This is a genomic window from Nitrincola alkalilacustris (assembly GCF_008973755.1).
GTDB classification, from domain to species: domain Bacteria; phylum Pseudomonadota; class Gammaproteobacteria; order Pseudomonadales; family Balneatricaceae; genus Nitrincola; species Nitrincola alkalilacustris.
Window position 1 is genome coordinate 280,805 of record NZ_WBOM01000005.1, and the last position, 20,543, is coordinate 301,347.

Sequence of the window (20,543 nt, forward strand, 5' to 3'; positions counted from 1 at the left end):
ATACTGGTGTCGAGACATGAGTACGGCTTATTACCGGAGGAGTTAGTGTATGGCCGATATATCACGCTACCTGAAGCTGATGGTAGAAAAGAACGCTTCTGATCTTTTTTTCAGTGGTCGCTCGCCGGTACAGATCAAGATACAGGGCGTCATGCGTCCGATAGGGGATAAGCCGCTTGATCATGAGACCGTTAAGGCGTTGGCCTATGGGATGATGTCAGAGAGCCAGATCGCAGAATATGAGCGTGAACTGGAGATGAACTTTGCGCGTGCTGAGGAGGGGTTTGGTCGTTTTCGTGTCAATGTTTATCGCCAGCGCGGTGAAGTTGCCATGGTGATTCGCTATATCCGCAGCGATATACCGAGCGTGGCTGAGCTCAATCTTCCGGCGGTGCTTGAGGATCTTATTCTTGAACGCAGTGGTTTGATTCTGGTCGTTGGGGCTACCGGATCAGGTAAATCAACAGCCTTGGCATCAATGCTGGAGTATCGCAACAGGAATCGCAGCGGACACATTCTGACGATAGAAGATCCGATTGAGTTTGTGCATGAGAATCATAAGTCACTGTTCAATCAGCGTGAAGTCGGGCTCGACACCCACTCTTACACCAATGCCCTGAAAAATGCGATGCGAGAAGCGCCGGATGTGATCATGATCGGTGAAATCCGTGATCGTGAAACGATGGAGCAGGCGATCCGGTACTCCGAAACGGGTCATCTGTGTGTTTCAACATTGCATGCCAACAATACCAACCAGGCACTGGAGCATATTGTCAATTTCTTTCATGAAACGGAATCACGCAAACTGAACATGGATCTGTCACTGAATATGCGTGCGGTCATATCGCTTCGTCTCATCAAGGGTGTAGATGGCATGTTTATTCCAGCTACTGAAATACTGGTGAACACGCCTTTTGTGACAGAGTTGATATCAAAGGGTCATTTCCATCGGATCAAGGAAGCAATTGAGCAAGGGGGGCATATCGCGATGCATACCTTCGATGAGTGCCTTATCAGGATGTACCAGGAGGGTAAAATCAGCGCCAAGGAGGCTCTGCATCATGCTGACTCCCGTAATAATGTGGCATTGCAGCTGAGGCTAGACGGTTCCTGATGAGCTGTTTTCATCGTCTGATGAGGTAGGCTGTTCCTCTTCTTCCGCCGCGATTTTCCGCTCCATCTGCTCTATCAGGTGGTTGATGGCAAACACCTGACTGTCGACCTGTAAACGTGCATTGAGGCGCTGAAGCTTAAGCAGGATACTTCTGAATTGATGCACGGCAACTTTTGAACCGGCATTTTTCAGGGTTTCCTGCGCGTCCATCAGTTCCAGGTCACAGGTGAGCTGAGTATGGGCGTCCTTCATTCTCTGCATGTGAAAGCGTGTGGTTTCCGGTTGCAGATATCCATTGCGTTCCAGATCGGTCAGCATCTGCGCCATTTCACGTACCAGCGCTTTGGCCTTGGCGGCGCTGTTGCGGTCATTATAAAGCGTAATACCACCGGAGCTGATCAGGCTGTTCTCCGGTGGGTTGCTGCTGACATTGGTCAGCGCTTCAAGTTGTCGTTTGTTCTCGGTGTTGGATTCATACTGTAGTATGCGACGCCAGCATTTTTCCAGATAGGTGATCAGGAGCAGACGCAGATCGGGGTATTGTACGTGGCCTGGCAGGTTCTCCAGCAGATGTTCTGCCCGGCGGATCTGGTCCCTGATCGCAAGAACCCTCAGCCGCCGCTCCTGTCGATTGGTTTCAGCTGTTTGTACAGCAATGGCTACGCCTGCCATAACAGCTATGCCGACCAGTATGAATATTGCGGTTTCTGCCAGTCCCATCGCGACCATTTCATTAATGTTTATTATGCAGACGAGGATACAGATATATAACTTTTTCGCCAGCTTTCAAGTCTTGAGGATGCAGCAATAATTGTAAGCTGGGGGGGAAGTTGGTTTTTTTTAAAAAAAATTGAAGAACAGTCTTGACGCTGAAAGGGCTGCTACGTATTATTTGCGCCTCTTCACGAGGAACACGCGACGTCCCATTCGTCTAGTGGCCTAGGACACCGCCCTTTCACGGCGGTAACAGGGGTTCGAACCCCCTATGGGACGCCAACCTTATGAAGAGAAGTTGATTTGCTGATACGCGGGAATAGCTCAGTTGGTAGAGCACGACCTTGCCAAGGTCGGGGTCGCGAGTTCGAGTCTCGTTTCCCGCTCCAGCAGATTTGCGGTACGTCCCATTCGTCTAGTGGCCTAGGACACCGCCCTTTCACGGCGGTAACAGGGGTTCGAACCCCCTATGGGACGCCATCTCTCTTCGAGAGCTGGCATCAAAAAGCGGGAATAGCTCAGTTGGTAGAGCACGACCTTGCCAAGGTCGGGGTCGCGAGTTCGAGTCTCGTTTCCCGCTCCAGTCTTAGATTGATCCTCCATTTCGAAAACCTCTCATTGTTCATCTCTGTCTGACATCTTGTTATGCTTTCTTGCCTGCGCTTATCCTTGCCCGGAATTCGGCATTGCAGCACTCGGACAGTCGTGCCTGACCTGCCCGGGCATTGAGTATTAAAGAGCTGACTCAGGCGCTTTTCGATTACCTCGGAACAGCTGTCTGATCCAGCCATAGCCACTGACCAGTACGATCCCGGTCAGAACCATCAGTGCACCCAGCAAAAAACCGGGTTCGATCTCCTCATGCAGCAGCCAGGCCCCCAGCACAACACCCAGAAGCGGTGTCAGGAAGGAGAAGACTCCCAGCCGTGAGGCAAGGTAGTGTTTCAGCAGCCAGAACCAGGTCAAATAGCTGGCAAAGCAGACGATCACTGCCTGAAACGCCAGGCTTGACCAGATCGCTGGACTAGGTGTGAAGCGTGTTTCACCCAGCAGGAAAGCCGCTGGCAACAGGAGTACAAAAGCAGCTACAAGTTGGTACAGCAGTGTCTGAGTGGCCGGCATATTGGACAGTCTCGTTGTGCGAATCACAACGGTGGTGGCACCCCAGGCTGCACCTGCAACTACGGCCAGAAAATCACCCCAGAGTATCTGTGACAGATCACCACCGGTGGCCTCGGGATTACGCAGCAGAAAGGCGGTCGCAATGCCCGCGAATGCGAGTGTGATACCCGCCCACTGCAGTGGTGCCAGACGCTCATCCGGCAGCAGCCAGTGCAGGCCGAGTGCTGCGAACACCGGTGCAGTATAAAGAAATACCGCCATATGTGCAGCGGAGGTGAAGCGCAGACCCTCTCCCACCAGCAAAAACTCGAAGGCAAACAGTGCTCCGACGACAAGGCCGGGCTTCCAGTTGCCATCGGCAAAACTGAGCCGTTGACGCCTGATCATCATGAACAGGCCTACCAGCAGGGCTGCGATACCCGATCTCAGGGCAATCTGCAGCACCGGAGAAAAATCATCTGCAGTGGCTTTCAGGGTGATCTGTTGCAGACTCCAGGCCAGGCACAGGATCAGCATCAGCCCGATGGCGAGAGAGTCGAGGGGTTTGCGTGTGTTCAAGTGTGCTCCTGCAGGTGAGGTGGACCCTCTCCGGTTATCTGTCGGCATTAGAGCTGGGTAATATAGACTGGTTTGGTGCATCAAAACAGTGCAGGCTGAGAAGAGGTTGCTTTTAAAAGGCGTATTAAAACAGAAACCCTGCCTGGCAGGGTTTCTGGTAGCACTTCCCCAGGTAGCTGAGGGTTAATTCAGTTCAAGCAGTATACGTGACTTGGCTGCCTGTTCGATATCTGCTCGACTTAGCCAGGTACGTTTCTTGCCCAGATCGCCGAATAGTTCCAACTGATCGTCATAGTGTGGGGAGCGAGTACCATCCGGTGCAATAAAACCGGATTGTCCGGGGCCCGCCACCTCATAACCTCTGACACCATCAGCAGTGAAAACCGTCATATTGTTTTCTGTACCACGATTCATTGCCAGATGGTTACGCATCACTTCATCCTCACCAGCCTGGGGTATCTGGAGAAAGTTCTTGTGTGAATAAACCGTATGAGAAATCGGGTGGTGCCAGTTTGCCATATCACTGCCCTGGCTTTCATTCAGCTGTGTCAGGGCTCGTTCCATAGCCTCACGCATCAGATCACCGGGATCACGCCCTTGCAGCAGGTCAAACTCAAGGGGCTGCCCCTGCTCATGTTTTACCAGCATCTGATGAATCACTTTTCCGGCTACCGAGAGGTTATGACTGGATGAGCCTTGCCCCGGCTGCGGATGGCCTGTGCTGATGAACCAGGGGCTGAAAGCTTCCGGCAGCTGATCCTTCAGCACCAGCTCTATCAACTGATGTTGCCAGTGACGGAAAATGGCTGTGGCTGGGTGGTCATAATACCCATTTCGGTCTTCATCCAGATCCAGATAGTTCCAGCTTGCCAGCAGATCCCTTGCCTGCTGCAGAGACGGTTGCTCGGCGGCATCCAATGCCTGGATCAGGCGAGGTACATAGAATCGAGCATTGGGGTCTTCGAAGGATACCTCCATCATCAAGTCCCAGGCCTCTTCTGCTGTCAGTTGCTCCTGTGCCTCAAGTCGGGAGGATAAGGGTGCAATACGATCAGACTCATGCCATGCGTACCACCACATGTCCGGGTTGGGAACACCCTCGGCCGGGCGCTGATTCCAGTTGGCGATGTAGCCGGATGATGGGTTGAGAATCTGAGGATTGGTCTCAAAGGGCATGAAACCTCGCCAGTCATACTCACCAGTTCCAGCGACCGGGGTGCGCCCATCATGGCCTGATGCTCGCTTCGGATAACGTCCCCCCATGACATAGCCGATATTGCCTTCGGCGTCTGCATAGTACCAGTTCACATTGATGGCGGAGTGCTGTACATGATCCAGCCATTGTTCATGATTACTGGCCTTCGCGACCTTGCTCCAGGCCATCAGTGTGTTGATCTCTTCGCCATCCCAGCCCCGGCTCTTGGCATAAGCGATATGCTCCTCAGGGCGGTAATCGACAATGGCACCATAGTGTGACCGATAGATCACCAGATCGTGGCTATCAGCGTCCTTGACATGAATGGTCTCCAGTTTGCGCTGCATGGGACGGTATTCCCCTTGATGCAGGTACTCGACTGGATTGTCCGGGTTGAGCTGCAGCTGGAAAATATCCACATTATCTGTCGCAGCCCAGGTGCTGCCCCAGGTGATATGCTCATTGTAACCGAACTGAACCATGGGGTAGCCGAAAGGGCTGTTTCCGACGACATTGAATCCTGCGCCATGCAGGCCAACTGAGTAGGTGTAGGCTGGCTGGTAGAAGCCGAACTGAGGCCCGTTGACCAGAATGGCAGAGGCGTCTCGGCTTCTGTCCCCACTCAGCAGGAATACATTGCTGAAGGCATGCTCTTGTACATTTGGCAGCTGCAATGTGCCTCCCAGCGCAGCCAGCAGCTGGGATGAGTCGGTGTTAATGGGGGCTTTATCGATACTCAGGTCGGCAAAGGCATCGCTGCGGAGTCCTGAATCCCATTCACCTTTTGCAATAGTGGTGGGGGCATCGGCATCATAGAAGGCGACCAGAGTGTTGAACAGTGCCAGACCATCTGCCTCGCCATGTTGTTCTGCGAGTTTATCCAGCAACTGTTGATTCTGCAGCTCTGTGTTGTAATCCCCGAAACGATTGATCATCGAGCCGATAAAGACCATCGCCACATCAAAAGAGCTCCATGGCTGAGGTTCAAAACCTTGATCGATAAACTGTTTTGGCATCAGGGTCTCAGGATCGGCTTTGATCGATTGCAGCCAGTGATTGATGCCATCAGCATAGCCTTTCAGAATATCCAGATCTTGCTGAGGCAGGTCTGCCATCTGTAACCGGATGCTCTCTGGTGAGTAATGCTGTCGAATACCTATATCAAACTTCAGATACTCCTTTCCCAACACCTCGGCTACGCGTCCCTGAGTGCTGCGACGTGTCATCTCCAGTTGATACAGTCGATCCTGCGCGATCGCATGACCATAGCCGTAAAAAAGGCCATAAGTAGTATCGGCAAATATGTGTGGGACGCCATAAGTATCACGGATAATCTCGATTGTCTGGCTCTGTTCTGCATATGCAACACTTGTCAGGGCAATCTGGCCGGTCAGGATGATCCCGATGAGGGGAAGCGTAGTGGCAAGGTATGACTTCCTGAGGGCGGAGCGGGGTTTGATCAGCATGATATTCCTCTTTTTCTGATTATTATTTATCCATTAAGGATGTCTCCATGCTATGTAATCTGATATTGATACGTCTAATGAATTATTATTCTCATATTGATGCATTATGGTTATCATTCGATTTTCATGAATACTCTGGGGATGTATGAATCTAAGTCAGTTGAAGCATCTTGTGGCACTCGCTGAACATCGCTCATTCAGGAAGGCAGCTGATGCTTTGTATCTAACTCAGCCTGCTTTGAGTCGTAGCATTCAGAATCTGGAGGCGGAGCTGAATGTCACGCTGATTGATCGGGTTGGCAGACGCAATACACTGACGGCTTATGGTGAAGTTGTGGTCAGCAGAGCCAGACGGATGCTGTTCGAAGAGAAGGAGCTTCGGCGGGGTCTGGAGTTGTTGAATTCAGGCCTCTCTGGCTCACTCAATATCGGTCTGGGACCTGGCCCGTCTTCAGCTATCTCTAACCCTTTGTTACGGTCAATGGCGCAGGACTATCCCCGTATTCAACTGACAATCGTGCGTGGGCGCTTTGATTATCTGATGAAGAGTCTGCGTGAAGAGCTGGTTGATGCCGTTGTGATCGATCAACGGAATCTGAATGATGTGGCAGATCTGGAGATAGAACCCTTGCAGCACCTGCGGGCAGGTTTTATCTGTCGTGCCACACATCCGTTACTGACACTAGATCGCCCGGTTACAATCAGTGATGTCAGCGAGTATCCGGTTGCGTCCACGTTTCTGAGTGAGGAGGTGTCGCGCAATCTGATGGAGCAACTGGGGCCTGAGGCACATCCAAGTAAGCTGATCACTTTGCGCAGTGAAGAGATACCTTCGTTGATTGAGACCGCATGCCAGACTGATGCTATCTTTCTTGGAATTATTGCTGCTGCAAGGCGGGAGATAGATGCTGGGATCTTAAGAGAGCTTTTGGTTACGCCTGTTTATTATCGGGTTGGGCGCTTTGCGTTGGTGACCTTGGCCGGGCGTACCTGGTCACCGGCAATGAAACTGTTTCAGACCTTCTGCAGGGAGCACTTTCACGACTGATGCTCACTCTCACGCAACAGTTCCAGATAACTATCCAGAATCAGATTTGACCGGGCACCTTTGCGGGTGATTGCTGCATACTGGGTGATATATTGCAGCTGATCCGGCAGCAGGGCGCGCATCTGGCCTTCTCGCAGCCAGCGTTCGGCATAGTGAGTGGGCAGGTAGCCGATATAGCGCCCGGTCAGGATCAGAAAGGCGATGCCTTCACGGTCACTGGCTGAAGCACTGGCCTTCAGTGCCTGATACTGGCTGCGTACTTCGGCGGTCTGGGCGTAGGCGGCGACGACGGCGTCGTGCTTTTCTATCTGCTTCAGTGTCAGATCGCTATCTGCCAGCTCAAACAGTGGATGGCCCTTGCAGCAGTAGAGCAGGGATGTCTCATCATAGAGTGGCAGATAGTCCAACCCCGGTAGTGGCTTCAGGACCGGCACCACACCCAGATGCAAGCGTCCATCCAGTACGGCTATCTCTATTTCGCTCGGTGGTGTCATGCGGATATTGATATGGATATCCGGGCCGCGTTCTTTCAGTGCACTGATGGCATGTGTGATGCGCATGCGTGGCATGGTGACCAGATTATCGGTGATACCGATATTCAGCTCGCCCTTGAGATGTGCATGCAGGCTGTTGACCTGGGTGCGGAACGCTTCCATTGCTGTGAGCAGTTGCAGGCAATAGGCATAGACTTCGCGCCCCTCGTCGGTCAGTGAAAAACCGCTGCGACCGCGCTGACACAGGCGCAAAGAGAGACGCTGCTCCAGATCCGCCATGGCGCTGCTGATCGCGGCGCGGCTGATATTCAGATCCACTTCGGCAGCCGTAAAACCGCCACACTCCACCACCGCCTTGAAGATACGTAGCAGGCGGATATCGGCATCGGCTATCTGGCCAGCCAGAGCGGGTGTTTTGCGCTTGATACTCATCCTCTATTCCTCTTTATCAGGGCAATTGCAGGTCCTGCGGACTAAACTTCATGGAGGCAGTAGCTTACTCATCAGTCTGCCATAACAGGTAACTAAAAGGCTAACTGAAGATAAGTAAATTAATATTTTAAAAACCTTTTGATCGGTGCACACTGCAGGAAAGCATGAATAAATAACCCGCAGTACTGTTGCAGTCGCTGCCGCATTTAAAAGGGTGGATCAGGTGAATATGATGTCCGAACTTAAACATAACCAGTCAGCCGGGCTCTCTCGGGATGAGCTGGAAGCTTACTGGATGCCTTACACCGGGAATCGTCAGTTCAAGGACAATCCCCGCATGATCGTTTCCGCTCAGGGGAGTTACCTGACCGATGCTGAAGGGCGCAAGATTTTCGATGGCCTGTCGGGTCTGTGGACTTGCGGTGCCGGACACTGCCGCCCGGAAATCGCCGAAGCGGTGAGCAAGCAGTTGATGCAGTTGGACTATGCACCTGCATTCCAGTTTGGCCACCCCAAGGCGTTTGAACTGGCGAACCGGATCAAGGGGATGATGCCGGAGGGGCTGGATCATGTGTTCTTCACCGGTTCAGGTTCCGAGAGTGCGGACACCTCGTTGAAAATTGCCCGTGCCTACTGGCGCAAAAAAGGCATGCCCTCCAAAACCAAACTGATAGGCCGTGCCAAGGGCTATCATGGCGTTAACTTCGGTGGTATCAGCGTCGGCGGGATTGGTGCCAACCGCGCACTTTTTGGCCAGGCAGTGGAAGCTGATCACCTGCCACATACATTGCTCAAGAGTAACGCCTTTACTCGCGGCATGCCGGAGGCTGGTGCTGAGCTGGCCGATGAGATGCTGGAGCTGATCGCACTGCATGATGCGTCGAACATTGCTGCAGTCATTGTGGAGCCTATGGCTGGCTCTGCAGGTGTTATTCCGCCACCGAAAGGTTACCTGCAGCGTCTGCGTCAGATCTGTGATCAGCACAATATTCTGATGATTTTTGATGAAGTGATTACCGGCTTCGGGCGCATGGGTTCACGTACGGGTGCTGAGGAGTTCGGCGTCACGCCGGATATTCTGAACGTGGCCAAGCAGCTGACCAACGGTGCTGTACCGATGGGCGCTGTGATCGTGAAGAACGAGATCTACCAGACATTCATGGATCAGGGTGGTCCGGATTACATGCTTGAACTGCCTCATGGCTACACCTATTCCGGACATCCTGTGGCCTGTGCTGCAGGTTTGGCTGCGCTGGATATTCTGGAGAACGATCGCCTGATTGAGCGGGTACGCGAGATGAGCCCGGTGTTTGAAGATGCGCTACATAGCTTGAAAGGGACCAAATACATTGCTGATATACGCAACTATGGTCTGGCTGGTGCGCTTCAGATCGAAGCTCTGCCTGGTCAACCGCTTCGTCGTCCCTATGATATCGCTATGAAAATGTGGCAAAAGGGTTTCTATGTGCGCTATGGCGGCGACACCATTCAACTGGGTCTGAACTTTATTGTGGAACGCGAAGAGATTGATCGCCTGATCAATGCACTGGGCGATTCAATCAACGAACTGGATTAATTGAGGCAAGCTACATGACTACTGTTGGGCATCTGATAAACGGCGAGATTCACGACCTGGGCGAGCGCAGCCAGCCGGTCTACAACCCTTCAACCGGAGAGGTGGGAGCGCACGTGGCTCTGGCCTCGAAAGAGACTGTTGAAGCAGCGATTGCCAGTGCTGCGGCGGCGTTCCCGGCCTGGCGCAATACGCCACCGGCAAAGCGTGCCCGGGTGATGTTCCGCTTCAAGGAGTTGCTGGAGCAGAATGCTGATAAGATTGTGGAGCTGATCGGCCGTGAGCATGGCAAGATTTCACATGATGCGATGGGCGAGTTGCAGCGCGGTATCGAGAATGTCGAGTATGCCTGCTATGCACCGGAACTGCTCAAGGGTGAGCACAGCAAAAATGTCGGCCCTTCGATCGACTCCTGGAGCGAGCATCAGCCGCTGGGTGTGGTGGCGGGAATCACCCCGTTCAACTTCCCTGCGATGGTGCCGCTGTGGATGTATCCGATGGCGATTGTCTGCGGCAACTGCTTCGTGCTGAAGCCATCTGAGCGTGATCCGTCATCCACACTGTTTATTGCTCAACTGCTGCAGGATGCGGGTTTGCCGCCGGGCGTATTGAATGTCGTCAACGGTGACAAGGAAGCGGTGGATACACTGCTGACCGATTCACGTATCGAGGCGGTGAGCTTTGTCGGCTCCACACCTATTGCAGAATATATCTATCAGACGGCTGCTGCACACGGTAAGCGTTGCCAGGCACTTGGTGGTGCCAAGAACCACGCTATTGTGATGCCGGATGCCGATATGGATAACGCCGTCGAGGCGCTGACAGGTGCGGCGTTTGGCTCATCCGGTGAGCGTTGCATGGCGATCTCGGTGGCAGTGGCGGTGGGCGATGAGGCTGCCGATCTGCTGGTGAGCAAGCTCAAGGCGCGTATGCAGAGTCTGAAAGTCGGCGCCTTCAGCGACAGCAGCAATGACTTCGGTCCGCTGATCACGGCTGCACACAAAGAGAAGGTGCAGGGCTATATCCGCAGCGCTGAAGAAGAGGGCGCCGTGGTGGTGGTTGATGGTCGTGATCCTGCGGTATCTGGATTTGATCAGGGCTTCTTTGTTGGCGGTACGCTGATCGATCAGGTCAAGCCGGGTATGCGCTGCTACGAAGAGGAGATCTTTGGCCCGGTGCTGGTCGTGGTACGCGTGGATACGATGCAGGAGGCGATGGATCTGATCGATGCGCATGAGTATGGCAACGGCACCTGTCTGTTCACCCGTGATGGTGAGGCGGCGCGCTACTTCAGTGACAATATCAAGGTGGGTATGGTCGGTATCAACGTACCGCTGCCGGTGCCTGTGTCCTACCACAGCTTTGGTGGCTGGAAGCGCTCACTGTTTGGTGATCTGTATGCTTATGGCCCGGATGCGGTGCGTTTCTACACTCGTCGCAAGACTATCACCCAGCGCTGGCCTTCGTCCGGTGTGCGTGAAGGGGCTCAGTTCTCCTTCCCATCCTGAGATGCTCCTTCTGAAACAGCCTTCCCGAGGCAGTCAGCACTGAGGTTGAGGTGCTGCCTCTTCAGGGAGGCTGTTTTAATCTCTTAGCTGGTCCGGTGACTGCATGGCGTATCCCGGTGGCCTTGGGTGAGTGTATGCCGCAGGGATGCGGCATTCAAGCCTGCAGGGATGCATTCACGGCGTCTCACCCAAGGCCTCCGGGATATGTCTGTAAATACAAACGCCTGGCTGGCAAATCCTGGATGTAGATCTTACTCGGACGGCAGTAAACGCTGTCGCTGCTCCTCAATACCCATCGACAGCAGCAGAGGATCGCTTTGCTGACGGGCGATAAAATCCGCTTTGCACTGCAGACCGTAAGCGCCTGTTTGAATCAGCGACTGGGCGATTGAACCTCCCAGCGTGCCGCCCGGTCCCAGCAGGACCAGCTTGTCCGGCGCAAACTCCGTCACTGCAACCTGTATCGCACGGGCAAAGTCATAGGGTTTTACCAGCTGATGCCCCAACGTATAGTCCCACAGCAGCTGTGGGTCTGAGCTCCAGCTTGTCCATATCTTGCCGCGCCCATCGATCATGGGGATTGATGGTGGGTTGAATGCCAGATGAGCCAGCGTACTGCGCGCCTGTTCCAGTACCGGTTGCTGCAATGAGGTATGGAAGGCGGCATGGTTGTGCAGCTTCATCGGGAAGGGGTCGCGTGGTGGTAGCTTGTTGCTCAGTCGCTGAAGTGCATTAGCCGAGCCACCGAACACCAGCATGCCTCCAAGATCAATCGACAGTTCTGCTCCATGTTCCGCCGCCAGAGCCAGCAGTGACGCTCTCAGTTCGGGTTGAGGCACCCACTGTTCGTCGCTACAGGGGTAGATCAACTGACCACCGATGAGGGCGTCCTGCATCAGTTGTCCCATGGTATTGATCAGCTCCAGTGCGATCATGGGTGGCAGGCTGCCGGCAGCGGCGAGGGTGATATACCAGCCTAGTGAGTTGCCGGTCACGGCCACCACCTCGTAGCGATCAAGATCAATACTCAGCGCATCGGCATAGGCGCAGGCATAGATCAGCGCAGAGGCGTGGTCTCCTCGGCTGTGCAGCTTGAGTTGAAAAGGCAGTTCGCTGTCCAGGGCCTGCAATCCTGGCTGGCCGGCTCCTTCTCTGAAGGTATCGAACGCTTCCAGTAACTCGGTTTTGTCGTTGTGATAACGCTTCAGATAGCCCCACTCTGCCTGATTGTAAGTGCCACGACCGGGGCAGATCAGTACCACTCGCTCTTTCTTGCTCATCCCTGTTTCACCCTTGTCTGCTGTTGCCACTGGGTCAGATCGAGTGCGGCTTGTGTGATGCTCTCACGTGAGGGCAGTGTGCAGGTGGCGGCTTTACCCAGCGGAATAAAGCTATCGGTAGCCGTGATACGAGCCAGAGCGTCTGCGGTGACCCCTTGCTCCACCAGTGCCGTGAAAACTTCCTCGCTGAGCGATCCACTGCGGCGGCACTCGTCCACGATCAGTGTATGCCGACAGGGTTTTACCAGTCCCGCGATGGCGGCATGATCCAACTCGGTCAGCCAGCGCAGATCGATGATGCGTACCCGCATGCCCAGTGCTTCAAGATCGGTCGCAGCCTGCGCGCTGAGATAAACGCCGTTGCCATAGGTGACGATCGCCAGATCCGTCCCGTCACCCCGGCAGCAGGGTTGACGATAGGGGATAAGATAGTCGGGGCCGGGGTCGGCAAAGCACCAGCCGTTATCACCCTCCTGTAACAGATCACGGCAATGGTAGCGTGCAATAGGTTCGACAAACACGATGACACGCTGTTCCTCATCCGCCAGTCGGACACACTCCTGAAACAGCCCGACCGCTTCGCGTGCATCGGAGGGGCAGGCGACTACCAGACCGGGAATATCACGCAGTACGGCCAACGCATTATCGTTGTGGAAGTGACCACCAAAACCCTTCTGATAACCCAGCCCCGCGATTCGTACGATCATCGGGTTGGTGTATTGTCCATTGGAGAAAAAGCTCAGCGTTGAGGCCTCGCCACGCAGTTGGTCTTCGGCATTATGCAGATAGGCGAGGAACTGAATCTCGACCACCGGCAGCAGTGCGTTGTGTGCCATCCCGATCGCCAGCCCCAGAATACTCTGCTCATCCAGCAGCGTATCGATGACACGATGGCGGCCATACTGGGCCTGCAGCTTCTGCGTGACACCATAGACGCCACCCTTGCGGCCAATATCCTCTCCCGCCATCACCATCTGTGGGTAACGGGTCATCAGGCGATGCAGACTGATATTAAGCAGGCGTGCCATCGTTTGTGGCTGTTCAGAGGGTTTCGCCAGAGCTGCCTGCACTGCCCGTGAGGCTCGCTTGGGAGGTATGATCGGCGCCATCACTTCGGCAGCCGTCTGCAGACGTGGGTGTTTGATCGCTTCTCGGGCAACCGCCTCCACCTGTTCTCCAATGCCATCATAGAGCGTGAGTATCTGTGCCGTATCAAGGCCGCCATGCTGTTGCAGCAATCGGGCGCTGTGCAGCAGCGGGTCCATTCGTTCCATCGCGCTGATCTGCTCCTTGCTGAGGTAGGACTGCTGGGCATCTGATCCGGCATGCCCCATCAGCCGGACGCAACGCATATGCAAAAAGACCGGCTGGCGGTGTTTGCGTGCAAAACGGGCTGCCTTGAGTGCTGTCGCATGGGTATCCAGCAGATCCAGGCCGTTACAGCTCAGGTAGTGCAAACCAGGCCAGCGCTGAACGATCGACTCGATCCAGCCGGAAGGAGTGGGGGTGGAGATCCCAATGCCATTATCCTCACAGATAAACACCAGCGGCAGTGGAACACCCTGAAAGGCGGTCCAGGCGGCAGTGTTCAGTGCGCCCTGTGCTGTTGAGTGGTTGAACGAGGCATCGCCGAAGCTGCACAGCACGGCGCTGTCATTCGGCCAGTCGCCCTGTTCGGAGAGCTTGCGCCAGATACCCAGACTATGTGCTGCCCCCACGGCCTTGGGCAGGTGGGAGGCGATGGTGCTGGTCTGAGGTGGAATGTTCAGCGCTTTGGAGCCGAGCACTTTGTGGCGGCCACCGGAGATGGGGTCATCACTGGAGGCGGCAAAGCTCAACAACATATCATGGCAGATCGTCTGCCCCGGCAGCTGTTTACTGCGCTGAATCAGAAAGGCGGCATCACGGTAGTGCAAAAAAGAGGGGTCTGTCACGGCAAAGGCTTTAGCAATCGCAGCGTTTCCCTCGTGGCCAGCACTGCCGATGGTATAGAAAGCTTCGCCCATCGCCTGCAAGCGGCGAGCATGCAAGTCCAACTGGCGGCTCAGCGCCTGAGATTCGAACAGCTCAATCAGTTCATACTGGCTCAAGCCAGCTTCTGCCAGTGACAGGGGCGATACCTTATCAGGCAGCTCGCCGCTGATCAGACGCTGGCGGAAATTATCTTCGATACTCGTTCCTGCGGTTGTCATCATTGATTACCTGCACAGAATTTATTTTATTGTTATAAGGGTATTCCATCAGACTAACGTATAACCCTCCGCATACCTAATAGTGCTTTTTAATATGGGGTAGAGGTACAGGCTTTAGCCGGGTTTACCATCTGGCCTGGGGCTGTTGAGTATCTTCCAGTAACAGATGATGAACAGTGCGAAAGCCAGGCACCAGAGCAGGGCCGCCATGGTAAGCCATAGCATATAACTGCCTGGCATCATCAGGCTCAGGGTGCGCGTGAGCGCGGCGGTGATGATCGCGACGAATGCCGCCAGTGCCATGGGAGGCAACAGCAGAGGGCGTCCGGTATGACCGAGTGCCACTCGGCTCATGATGCCGATGATCATGATACCGATGGTGCCGGTACCAAACAGATGTATCCAGCTGCTCAGATTAAGGTTCAACCCAAGAGCTGGAGAGACGGCCACCAGCGCTCTACTCAGTAGTGATAATACCAGTGTCAAATAACCCAGATGCAGTATCCAGAGCAGGGGCTCGCGGTAAACGCGCCAGCCACGCCATAGAAACAGCCTTGATAGATGAGCAGTGGCAGTAATGGTTGCAAGCAGAGCGATAAGCCCATTCGGCGCACCTGCCAGATCGGCGCCAGCCAGAAACAGCAGACTGAGGATAGAGATGATCTCCAGTGCCGGCAGACGACTGACATCTTCATGGCGCAGACCTCGCTGGCGTAACCAGTTGCTGCTGAAAGCGGGTGTGATACGCCCGGCAATCACTGCAATCAGCAGCGTCAGCAGATAGAGGCTGGCTTTTTCACCCGTCTGCACCCATGCATAGTCAGCGGTTATGGCGCCCCAGAGCATCAGGCTGCTGCCTGATCCCAGAAACAGCAACACCAGCGGCATGATCAGGTTACGGCGGTTGCCACTGATCAGTAGTATGCGCGCCGTATGCAGTACCAGTACCAGATAGAACAGCGGGGTCAGCAGCATCAGAATCGGTGGCAGCAGGGCTGAAAACATCAGCGCGATGCGCGCGGCCAGCCACAGCAGAAACAACAGTATCAATGGGGTGCCGCTGATGGCAGGGATGCCTGTCCAGTTGGACATGGCTGTGAGCAGAAAACCGGCGATGATCGCGCTGGTGAAACCGTGAATCATCTCGTGCCCATGCCAGACACTGGCAGGTATCCCCAGAGGAAGACTCAGCTTGCCCATCAGGAGCAGAACCCAGAGTACAACAGCCAGAAGCGTCCAGATGGATCCCGCAATAAAAAATATGCGGAAGGGATATAGAAAAAGCGATGATCCGGGGTGTTTAGTCAGTGTCATACACTTACCACCTTGAAAGCCAGCTCATTGGGTTATGGGTAATGGCGGCGCCTGTGATGTAGGCAAAGGCCAGCAGGGCCAGGATAAAGAAAAATAGTCGACTGCTTCGGGTCGGTGCTCGTTTCAGAGCCAGTGTTCCGAAGATGATATAGAAAATCAGTCCGATCAGCTTGGCGGTCAGCCAGGGGGCTGTAAAAGGATACTGCTGAATAATCAGCATCATGCCGATGGCACTGGCAAGCAGCAGCGTATCGATCAGGTGGGGCAGAGTCCTTGTCACTCGATGCCGAAGCAAGGTGTTACTGCGCATCATCCAGTATCCACGGAGCAGGAAGCCGCTGAGACTCAGTACTACCATGATCAGGTGCAGATGTTTGAGGCTTGAGTAGAGTGTTGCCATGCTGTGCCTGTTAAATAATATGTATTTAAAATGCATCTTATGTGTGCAGTATACGCAGTGCCGATAGTGAAGTGAATATTTGTTGCAACGAAAAGTTGGCTCTCATCGGATGAGTTCAGGCATTATGCTGTTTTTTCTCATTTTTTTGTTGCAATCATGGGCTCGTCTGGTATTATACGCGCCGTTGGTTTGCAGGCATGGCTTGCATTTCGACACTGCAGCGTCCCATTCGTCTAGTGGCCTAGGACACCGCCCTTTCACGGCGGTAACAGGGGTTCGAACCCCCTATGGGACGCCATTTCTGCTTTAGCTCGTTATCTGCTTTTCCTGCGTGTTTTTCGATATATCTTGCCCCGTGCTTGTTGCATCTCCCGTATCACCCTGCCTTCGATTTTTATAACCTTCAGATTTAATCTCTTATTGGTTTTACTGCGTCTCACTTCTATACTGCTTTCAGTTGAAAAACGTTCTGTAACTGCCGTAAACCTCACAGTTTCGTGCTGGATTATTAGTTTGTCCTTGCGCGAACAGGAGATAAGAATAATGAAAACTTTGAGTGTAAACGTTCGCACAAGTCAGCTGCGATCAGACCCTTCCTTTCTTGGTCGTATTCTGGCTAACCTGAATTATGGCAGCAAGGTGCTGTTGCAGGAGGTGCAAGGAGATTGGCTCAGGGTACGCAGTGGTCAGCAGGATGGCTGGATGCACGGCGCTGCACTCAGCGAGAAAGAGATCGTGATCAACCCGGGCGCAGCCGATGTCGAACGTGCAGCAACAGACAGTGAGATAGCGTTGGCTGGAAAGGGGTTTAATGCCAGTGTGGAACGCGCCTACCGTCAACGTAACAGCAACATTAACTTTGATGCTGTCGATCGGATGGAGTCCACCAGTATCAGTCGTGACTCTCTAGGGCGTTTTGTCCGTGAGGGTGATCTGAATTCACTTTAAGGAGGCAGAAGATGGATAGGCGCGATTTTATCAAACGTAGCAGTCACCTTCTTCTGTTTGGTGCAGGTGGTGCGACGCTGGCCGGATGCAAAACTCTGGATGAACTGGCGGTTGTCACCGATAGCCTTGGTGGTGTGATCGGTTCTCAGGCGGGTTCGCAGGCCCAGTCTCTGTTGCGGGTGGCTGGTGCGGCCAGTCGTGCAATGGAGGAGCTGGACGCCGAGCAGGAGTATTACCTGGGGCGTACAGTAGCAGCTAATGTCATGACACAATATAAGGCTTATAACAACAATGAAGCCAATCAATACCTGAATCATATCGGGCGTTATGTTTGTCTGGCATCCGCGCTGCCTGAGACTTTCGGGGGCTATCACTTCCAGATAATCGACTCCGACGAGATCAATGCCTTCGCCGCGCCGGGTGGGTTGGTGATGGTTACGCGGGGCATGCTGCGCTGCTGTCAATCCGAGGACGCCCTGGCCGCTGTCCTGGCGCATGAGGTGGGGCATGTTGAATATCGTCATGGCTTGCAGGCGATCAAGCGCTCCCGTATCACCTCGCTGATGACCACAGTTGGTGTCGAGGCAATCAGGCATGAGGGTGGTGCTGAATTGTCGCAGCTTGTCAGCATTTTTGATGGGGCCATTGACGATATCATGACTACCATGGTCAACAATGGTTACTCACGCTCCTTTGAGCGAGAAGCTGATCGCGCGGCACTGAAGATTCTGCAACGCACCGGGTATGATGATCGTGCTTTGCTTGCCATGCTGGAGGAGATGGGGCGGAGGCTGACACCGGGCGGCACCGACTTTGCCAAAACGCACCCGACACCGGATTCGCGTATTGCTGAAGCAGAACGCTTGCTCAGCACGACCCGTCGCCCGACCACCAGTGCCAGACAGGCGCGGTTCGAGCGCACAATGCGCAACGTATGATCTGAGAGCTGACAGGAGTTGCAGCGTTTGAATCAGGCATTTCTGAAGTCAGTGCCTTTGCGGGCGCTGCTGGTGATGGCCATTGCCTGTCTGATGGCTGCGCTGCTGTGGTTCTCGGGCGTGCTGGAGAGATGGGAGGCCAGAAGCTGGGATATGCGTGTATCCTGGCTGGCAGAGCCTGTTCCCGAGTCAGACCAGATCGCTTTGATCCTGCTGGATCAGCCCAGTCTGGACTGGGCCAGTCAGGAGAGTGGGCTGGGATGGCCCTGGCCACGCGAGCTTTATGCGATCACCTCCGATTTTGTGGCGCGTAGCGGTGCCAGAGCCCTGATTTACGATGTGCTGTTTATCGAGCCCTCTGTGTATGGCGTGTCGGATGATGAGCGACTGGCGCAGGCGCTTAGTGGGCAGCCTTCGCTGATTGCCCTTTTTGCGAGTGAGGGTGGGGCTGGGGCTACGCCTGTATGGCCGGATGAGCTGCCGATCTCCGGCTTTACTCTTTCTGATACAAATATGCTTTCGGATGCCTGGTGGCCACAGGTCGACAGCATGACCTTGCCGCTTGATGAGCTGGCAAGCAGTACTGCCGGTCTGGGAAATGTGCGCAATCAGCCGGATATCGACAGCATCTATCGTCGCATGCGACCTTTCGAACTTTTCCATGACCGTCCCGTGCCTTCTTTGGCACTGGCTGCCTATCTACTTGCCAACCCCGATATGGAGGTGATGGCCACTCCTGACTTGTTGCAGCTGGGGCAAAAGCAGATCCCACTGGATGAGAATGGCCGGGCACTGCTGCGTTTCAGAGGACCATCTGGTACTCACACCGCCTATAGTGCAGCCGCCATACTGCAATCGGAACTGCGTCTGCGGGCCGGTGAGGAACCAGTGATTGCTCCTGAGGAGCTGTCGGGTAAGTATGTATTCTTCGGATTCTCGGCTCCAGGTCTGTTTGACCTGAGGCCGACGCCGGTAGGCGGTGTTTATCCCGGTGTAGAGATCCAGGCAACGTTTCTGGATAACCTGCTCGCTGATGATTTCATGCAAATGGTACCGGACTGGTTGACGGGGCTGTTATCGCTGTTGCTGGCATTTTTCTCAGCACTGATGCTGATCCGTTTCTCTTCGGCGTTGGCGAGTGCGTTGGCTGGTGCTCTGCTGATACTATTGCCTATCCCGCTGGCGGTCGCTGCTTATGAGTTAGGCTACTGGCTACCGGTGCTCTGGCTTGAGGTCTCCACTTTGCTGGCGGTGCTGGTCTGTCTGCTGCTGAACTATGCAGTGGAGGGGCGGCAGAAACGCTTTATTCGCAATGCCTTTCAGCACTATCTAAGCCCGGGTGTGATCGAGCAGTTGGTGAACCAGCCTGACCGATTGCGCTTGGGGGGTGAGCGCAAGATGTTGAGTATTTTCTTTTCTGATCTGGAGGGGTTTACCTCCATTTCGGAAAAGCTGGAACCGGATCAACTGACCGAATTATTGAACGATTACCTGTCAGCCATGACTGAGATTATTCAGGAGGAGGGGGGTACGGTTGATAAATACGAAGGTGATGCGATTATTGCCTTCTGGAATGCGCCGATGGATTTGCCCAATCATGCATTGCACGCTGCCCGCGCAGCGGTCCGATGTCAGCAAAAACTCGATGAGTTGAGGCCGCGCTACAGTGAGTGGACCGGGCATGAGCTGTTTATGCGTATCGGCTTGCATACCGGTCAGGCGGTGGTTGGTAACCTGGGTTCAAAAACCCGATTTGATTACACCATGCTGGGCGATGCGGTTAACCTGGCAGCAAGGCTGGAAGGGGTCAATAAAGTGTTCTGTAGTGGCACATTGCTATCTCATGTCATCCGCGCAGAGGTGGGTGATGCTTTGGCGCTGCGAGAAATAGGCTGTGTAGCAGTTATGGGCAGGCGAGAGCCAGTAACTCTGTTTCAGCCATTACCCGAACACCTTGATGATGAGCATCACACACACTTTGAAACCTCACTGAATCGTTTTTATCAGGGTGAGTTTGAGGAGGCAGCACGCTGTTTTCTGGCACTGGCCCAGCGCGATGCCGTGGCTGCTTCATATCTGCGCTACTGCATACATCTGATCAAACAGCCACCGGATGACTGGCAGGGCGTCTGGGTGCTGGAGAGTAAATAGCCTGGAGGTCAGTTAGCCTGCTGTGGTTAAGTGCCAGATCAGAGTATAATCAGGCCTTGCATTTCCGGCTGCTGCTTGGGGTGGCATACTGGCGGA

Annotated in this window: 15 protein-coding genes and 5 tRNA genes; 12 read left to right on the forward strand and 8 right to left on the reverse strand. The window is 54.2% G+C overall.

Translation table 11 applies throughout. The annotated features are described in order from the left end of the window. The first annotated feature begins 49 nt into the window (after positions 1 to 49). A complete protein-coding gene (locus F7R27_RS11480) occupies positions 50 to 1,114 on the forward strand; it encodes a PilT/PilU family type 4a pilus ATPase (RefSeq protein WP_168927487.1) in 1,065 nt (354 codons plus the stop codon). Here F7R27_RS11480 and F7R27_RS18605 read toward each other — a convergent pair. Further along, positions 1,100 to 1,834, reverse strand: coding sequence for a hypothetical protein (locus F7R27_RS18605; RefSeq protein WP_168927488.1), 735 nt, complete (start codon positions 1,832 to 1,834; stop codon positions 1,100 to 1,102). The genes F7R27_RS11480 and F7R27_RS18605 overlap by 15 nt on opposite strands. Before the next feature lie 200 nt (positions 1,835 to 2,034). On the opposite strand from F7R27_RS18605, the gene F7R27_RS11485 reads away from it, so the two are divergent. The 4 genes from F7R27_RS11485 (at position 2,035) to F7R27_RS11500 (ending at position 2,411) form a co-directional block, all read left to right on the forward strand. After that, a tRNA-Glu gene (locus tag F7R27_RS11485) sits at positions 2,035 to 2,110 on the forward strand. Between the two features lie 31 nt (positions 2,111 to 2,141). Beyond that, positions 2,142 to 2,217, forward strand: a tRNA-Gly gene (locus F7R27_RS11490). A gap of 15 nt (positions 2,218 to 2,232) precedes the next feature. Then, positions 2,233 to 2,308 (forward strand) — tRNA-Glu (locus F7R27_RS11495). Between the two features lie 27 nt (positions 2,309 to 2,335). Then, positions 2,336 to 2,411: transfer RNA gene (locus F7R27_RS11500), tRNA-Gly, on the forward strand. A gap of 149 nt (positions 2,412 to 2,560) precedes the next feature. Here F7R27_RS11500 and F7R27_RS11505 read toward each other — a convergent pair. Both F7R27_RS11505 and F7R27_RS11510 read right to left on the reverse strand, forming a co-directional pair. Continuing rightward, a complete protein-coding gene (locus F7R27_RS11505) occupies positions 2,561 to 3,508 on the reverse strand; it encodes a DMT family transporter (protein WP_151704400.1) in 948 nt (315 codons plus the stop codon). A gap of 183 nt (positions 3,509 to 3,691) precedes the next feature. After that, complete coding sequence (locus tag F7R27_RS11510; protein ID WP_151704401.1) at positions 3,692 to 6,169, reverse strand: penicillin acylase family protein; 2,478 nt, start codon at positions 6,167 to 6,169, stop codon at positions 3,692 to 3,694. Between the two features lie 145 nt (positions 6,170 to 6,314). On the opposite strand from F7R27_RS11510, the gene F7R27_RS11515 reads away from it, so the two are divergent. Continuing rightward, entirely contained in the window at positions 6,315 to 7,217 is a 903-nt protein-coding gene (locus F7R27_RS11515; RefSeq protein WP_151704402.1) for a LysR family transcriptional regulator, read from the forward strand. Here F7R27_RS11515 and F7R27_RS11520 read toward each other — a convergent pair. Further along, a complete protein-coding gene (locus F7R27_RS11520) occupies positions 7,208 to 8,143 on the reverse strand; it encodes a LysR family transcriptional regulator (RefSeq protein WP_151704403.1) in 936 nt (311 codons plus the stop codon). The two genes, F7R27_RS11515 and F7R27_RS11520, sit on opposite strands and share 10 nt — an antisense overlap. A 232-nt stretch (positions 8,144 to 8,375) precedes the next feature. Here F7R27_RS11520 and aptA point away from each other — a divergent pair, with 232 nt between their 5' ends. Together aptA and F7R27_RS11530 are read left to right on the forward strand one after the other, a co-directional pair. Further along, entirely contained in the window at positions 8,376 to 9,719 is a 1,344-nt protein-coding gene (aptA, locus tag F7R27_RS11525; RefSeq protein ID WP_151704404.1) for an omega-aminotransferase AptA, read from the forward strand. Between the two features lie 14 nt (positions 9,720 to 9,733). Beyond that, the gene (locus F7R27_RS11530) at positions 9,734 to 11,224 is read left to right on the forward strand and encodes a CoA-acylating methylmalonate-semialdehyde dehydrogenase (protein WP_151704405.1); all 1,491 of its coding nucleotides are present in this window, start codon (positions 9,734 to 9,736) and stop codon (positions 11,222 to 11,224) included. Between the two features lie 251 nt (positions 11,225 to 11,475). On the opposite strand, the gene F7R27_RS11535 is transcribed toward F7R27_RS11530, so the two are convergent. From F7R27_RS11535 to F7R27_RS11550, 4 genes are all read right to left on the reverse strand, one after another. Beyond that, complete coding sequence (locus F7R27_RS11535) at positions 11,476 to 12,504, reverse strand: ACP S-malonyltransferase (protein ID WP_151704406.1); 1,029 nt, start codon at positions 12,502 to 12,504, stop codon at positions 11,476 to 11,478. After that, complete coding sequence (locus F7R27_RS11540) at positions 12,501 to 14,696, reverse strand: thiamine pyrophosphate-dependent enzyme (protein ID WP_151704480.1); 2,196 nt, start codon at positions 14,694 to 14,696, stop codon at positions 12,501 to 12,503. Before F7R27_RS11540 ends, F7R27_RS11535 begins: the two co-directional genes overlap by 4 nt. 114 nt (positions 14,697 to 14,810) lie before the next feature. Beyond that, a complete protein-coding gene (locus tag F7R27_RS11545) occupies positions 14,811 to 16,010 on the reverse strand; it encodes an NnrS family protein (RefSeq protein ID WP_151704407.1) in 1,200 nt (399 codons plus the stop codon). A gap of 4 nt (positions 16,011 to 16,014) precedes the next feature. After that, a complete protein-coding gene (locus tag F7R27_RS11550) occupies positions 16,015 to 16,410 on the reverse strand; it encodes a SirB2 family protein (protein WP_151704408.1) in 396 nt (131 codons plus the stop codon). Between the two features lie 222 nt (positions 16,411 to 16,632). Here F7R27_RS11550 and F7R27_RS11555 point away from each other — a divergent pair. From F7R27_RS11555 to F7R27_RS11570, 4 genes are all read left to right on the forward strand, one after another. Then, positions 16,633 to 16,708 (forward strand) — tRNA-Glu (locus F7R27_RS11555). Between the two features lie 245 nt (positions 16,709 to 16,953). Next, on the forward strand, positions 16,954 to 17,358 hold the full coding sequence (locus F7R27_RS11560; protein WP_151704409.1) for an SH3 domain-containing protein: 405 nt from the start codon (positions 16,954 to 16,956) through the stop codon (positions 17,356 to 17,358). Positions 17,359 to 17,369: 11 nt separating this feature from the next. Next, the gene (locus F7R27_RS11565) at positions 17,370 to 18,296 is read left to right on the forward strand and encodes a M48 family metalloprotease (RefSeq protein WP_151704410.1); all 927 of its coding nucleotides are present in this window, start codon (positions 17,370 to 17,372) and stop codon (positions 18,294 to 18,296) included. 27 nt (positions 18,297 to 18,323) lie between these two features. After that, positions 18,324 to 20,447: an adenylate/guanylate cyclase domain-containing protein gene (locus F7R27_RS11570; RefSeq protein ID WP_151704411.1), complete on the forward strand. Its 2,124-nt coding sequence runs from the start codon at positions 18,324 to 18,326 to the stop codon at positions 20,445 to 20,447. The last annotated feature ends 96 nt before the right edge of the window (positions 20,448 to 20,543 follow it).

What these genes read in the sequence shown, in the direction of transcription:
- F7R27_RS11480 (WP_168927487.1), top strand. Translation starts at nt 50, where the DNA reads ATGGCCGATATATCACGCTACCTGAAGCTGATGGTAGAAAAGAACGCT.
- F7R27_RS18605 (WP_168927488.1), bottom strand. Translation starts at nt 1,834, where the DNA reads ATGGGACTGGCAGAAACCGCAATATTCATACTGGTCGGCATAGCTGTT.
- F7R27_RS11510 (WP_151704401.1), bottom strand. Translation starts at nt 6,169, where the DNA reads ATGCTGATCAAACCCCGCTCCGCCCTCAGGAAGTCATACCTTGCCACT.
- F7R27_RS11515 (WP_151704402.1), top strand. Translation starts at nt 6,315, where the DNA reads ATGAATCTAAGTCAGTTGAAGCATCTTGTGGCACTCGCTGAACATCGC.
- F7R27_RS11520 (WP_151704403.1), bottom strand. Translation starts at nt 8,143, where the DNA reads ATGAGTATCAAGCGCAAAACACCCGCTCTGGCTGGCCAGATAGCCGAT.
- aptA (WP_151704404.1), top strand. Translation starts at nt 8,376, where the DNA reads ATGTCCGAACTTAAACATAACCAGTCAGCCGGGCTCTCTCGGGATGAG.
- F7R27_RS11530 (WP_151704405.1), top strand. Translation starts at nt 9,734, where the DNA reads ATGACTACTGTTGGGCATCTGATAAACGGCGAGATTCACGACCTGGGC.
- F7R27_RS11535 (WP_151704406.1), bottom strand. Translation starts at nt 12,504, where the DNA reads ATGAGCAAGAAAGAGCGAGTGGTACTGATCTGCCCCGGTCGTGGCACT.
- F7R27_RS11540 (WP_151704480.1), bottom strand. Translation starts at nt 14,696, where the DNA reads ATGACAACCGCAGGAACGAGTATCGAAGATAATTTCCGCCAGCGTCTG.
- F7R27_RS11545 (WP_151704407.1), bottom strand. Translation starts at nt 16,010, where the DNA reads ATGACACTGACTAAACACCCCGGATCATCGCTTTTTCTATATCCCTTC.
- F7R27_RS11550 (WP_151704408.1), bottom strand. Translation starts at nt 16,410, where the DNA reads ATGGCAACACTCTACTCAAGCCTCAAACATCTGCACCTGATCATGGTA.
- F7R27_RS11560 (WP_151704409.1), top strand. Translation starts at nt 16,954, where the DNA reads ATGAAAACTTTGAGTGTAAACGTTCGCACAAGTCAGCTGCGATCAGAC.
- F7R27_RS11565 (WP_151704410.1), top strand. Translation starts at nt 17,370, where the DNA reads ATGGATAGGCGCGATTTTATCAAACGTAGCAGTCACCTTCTTCTGTTT.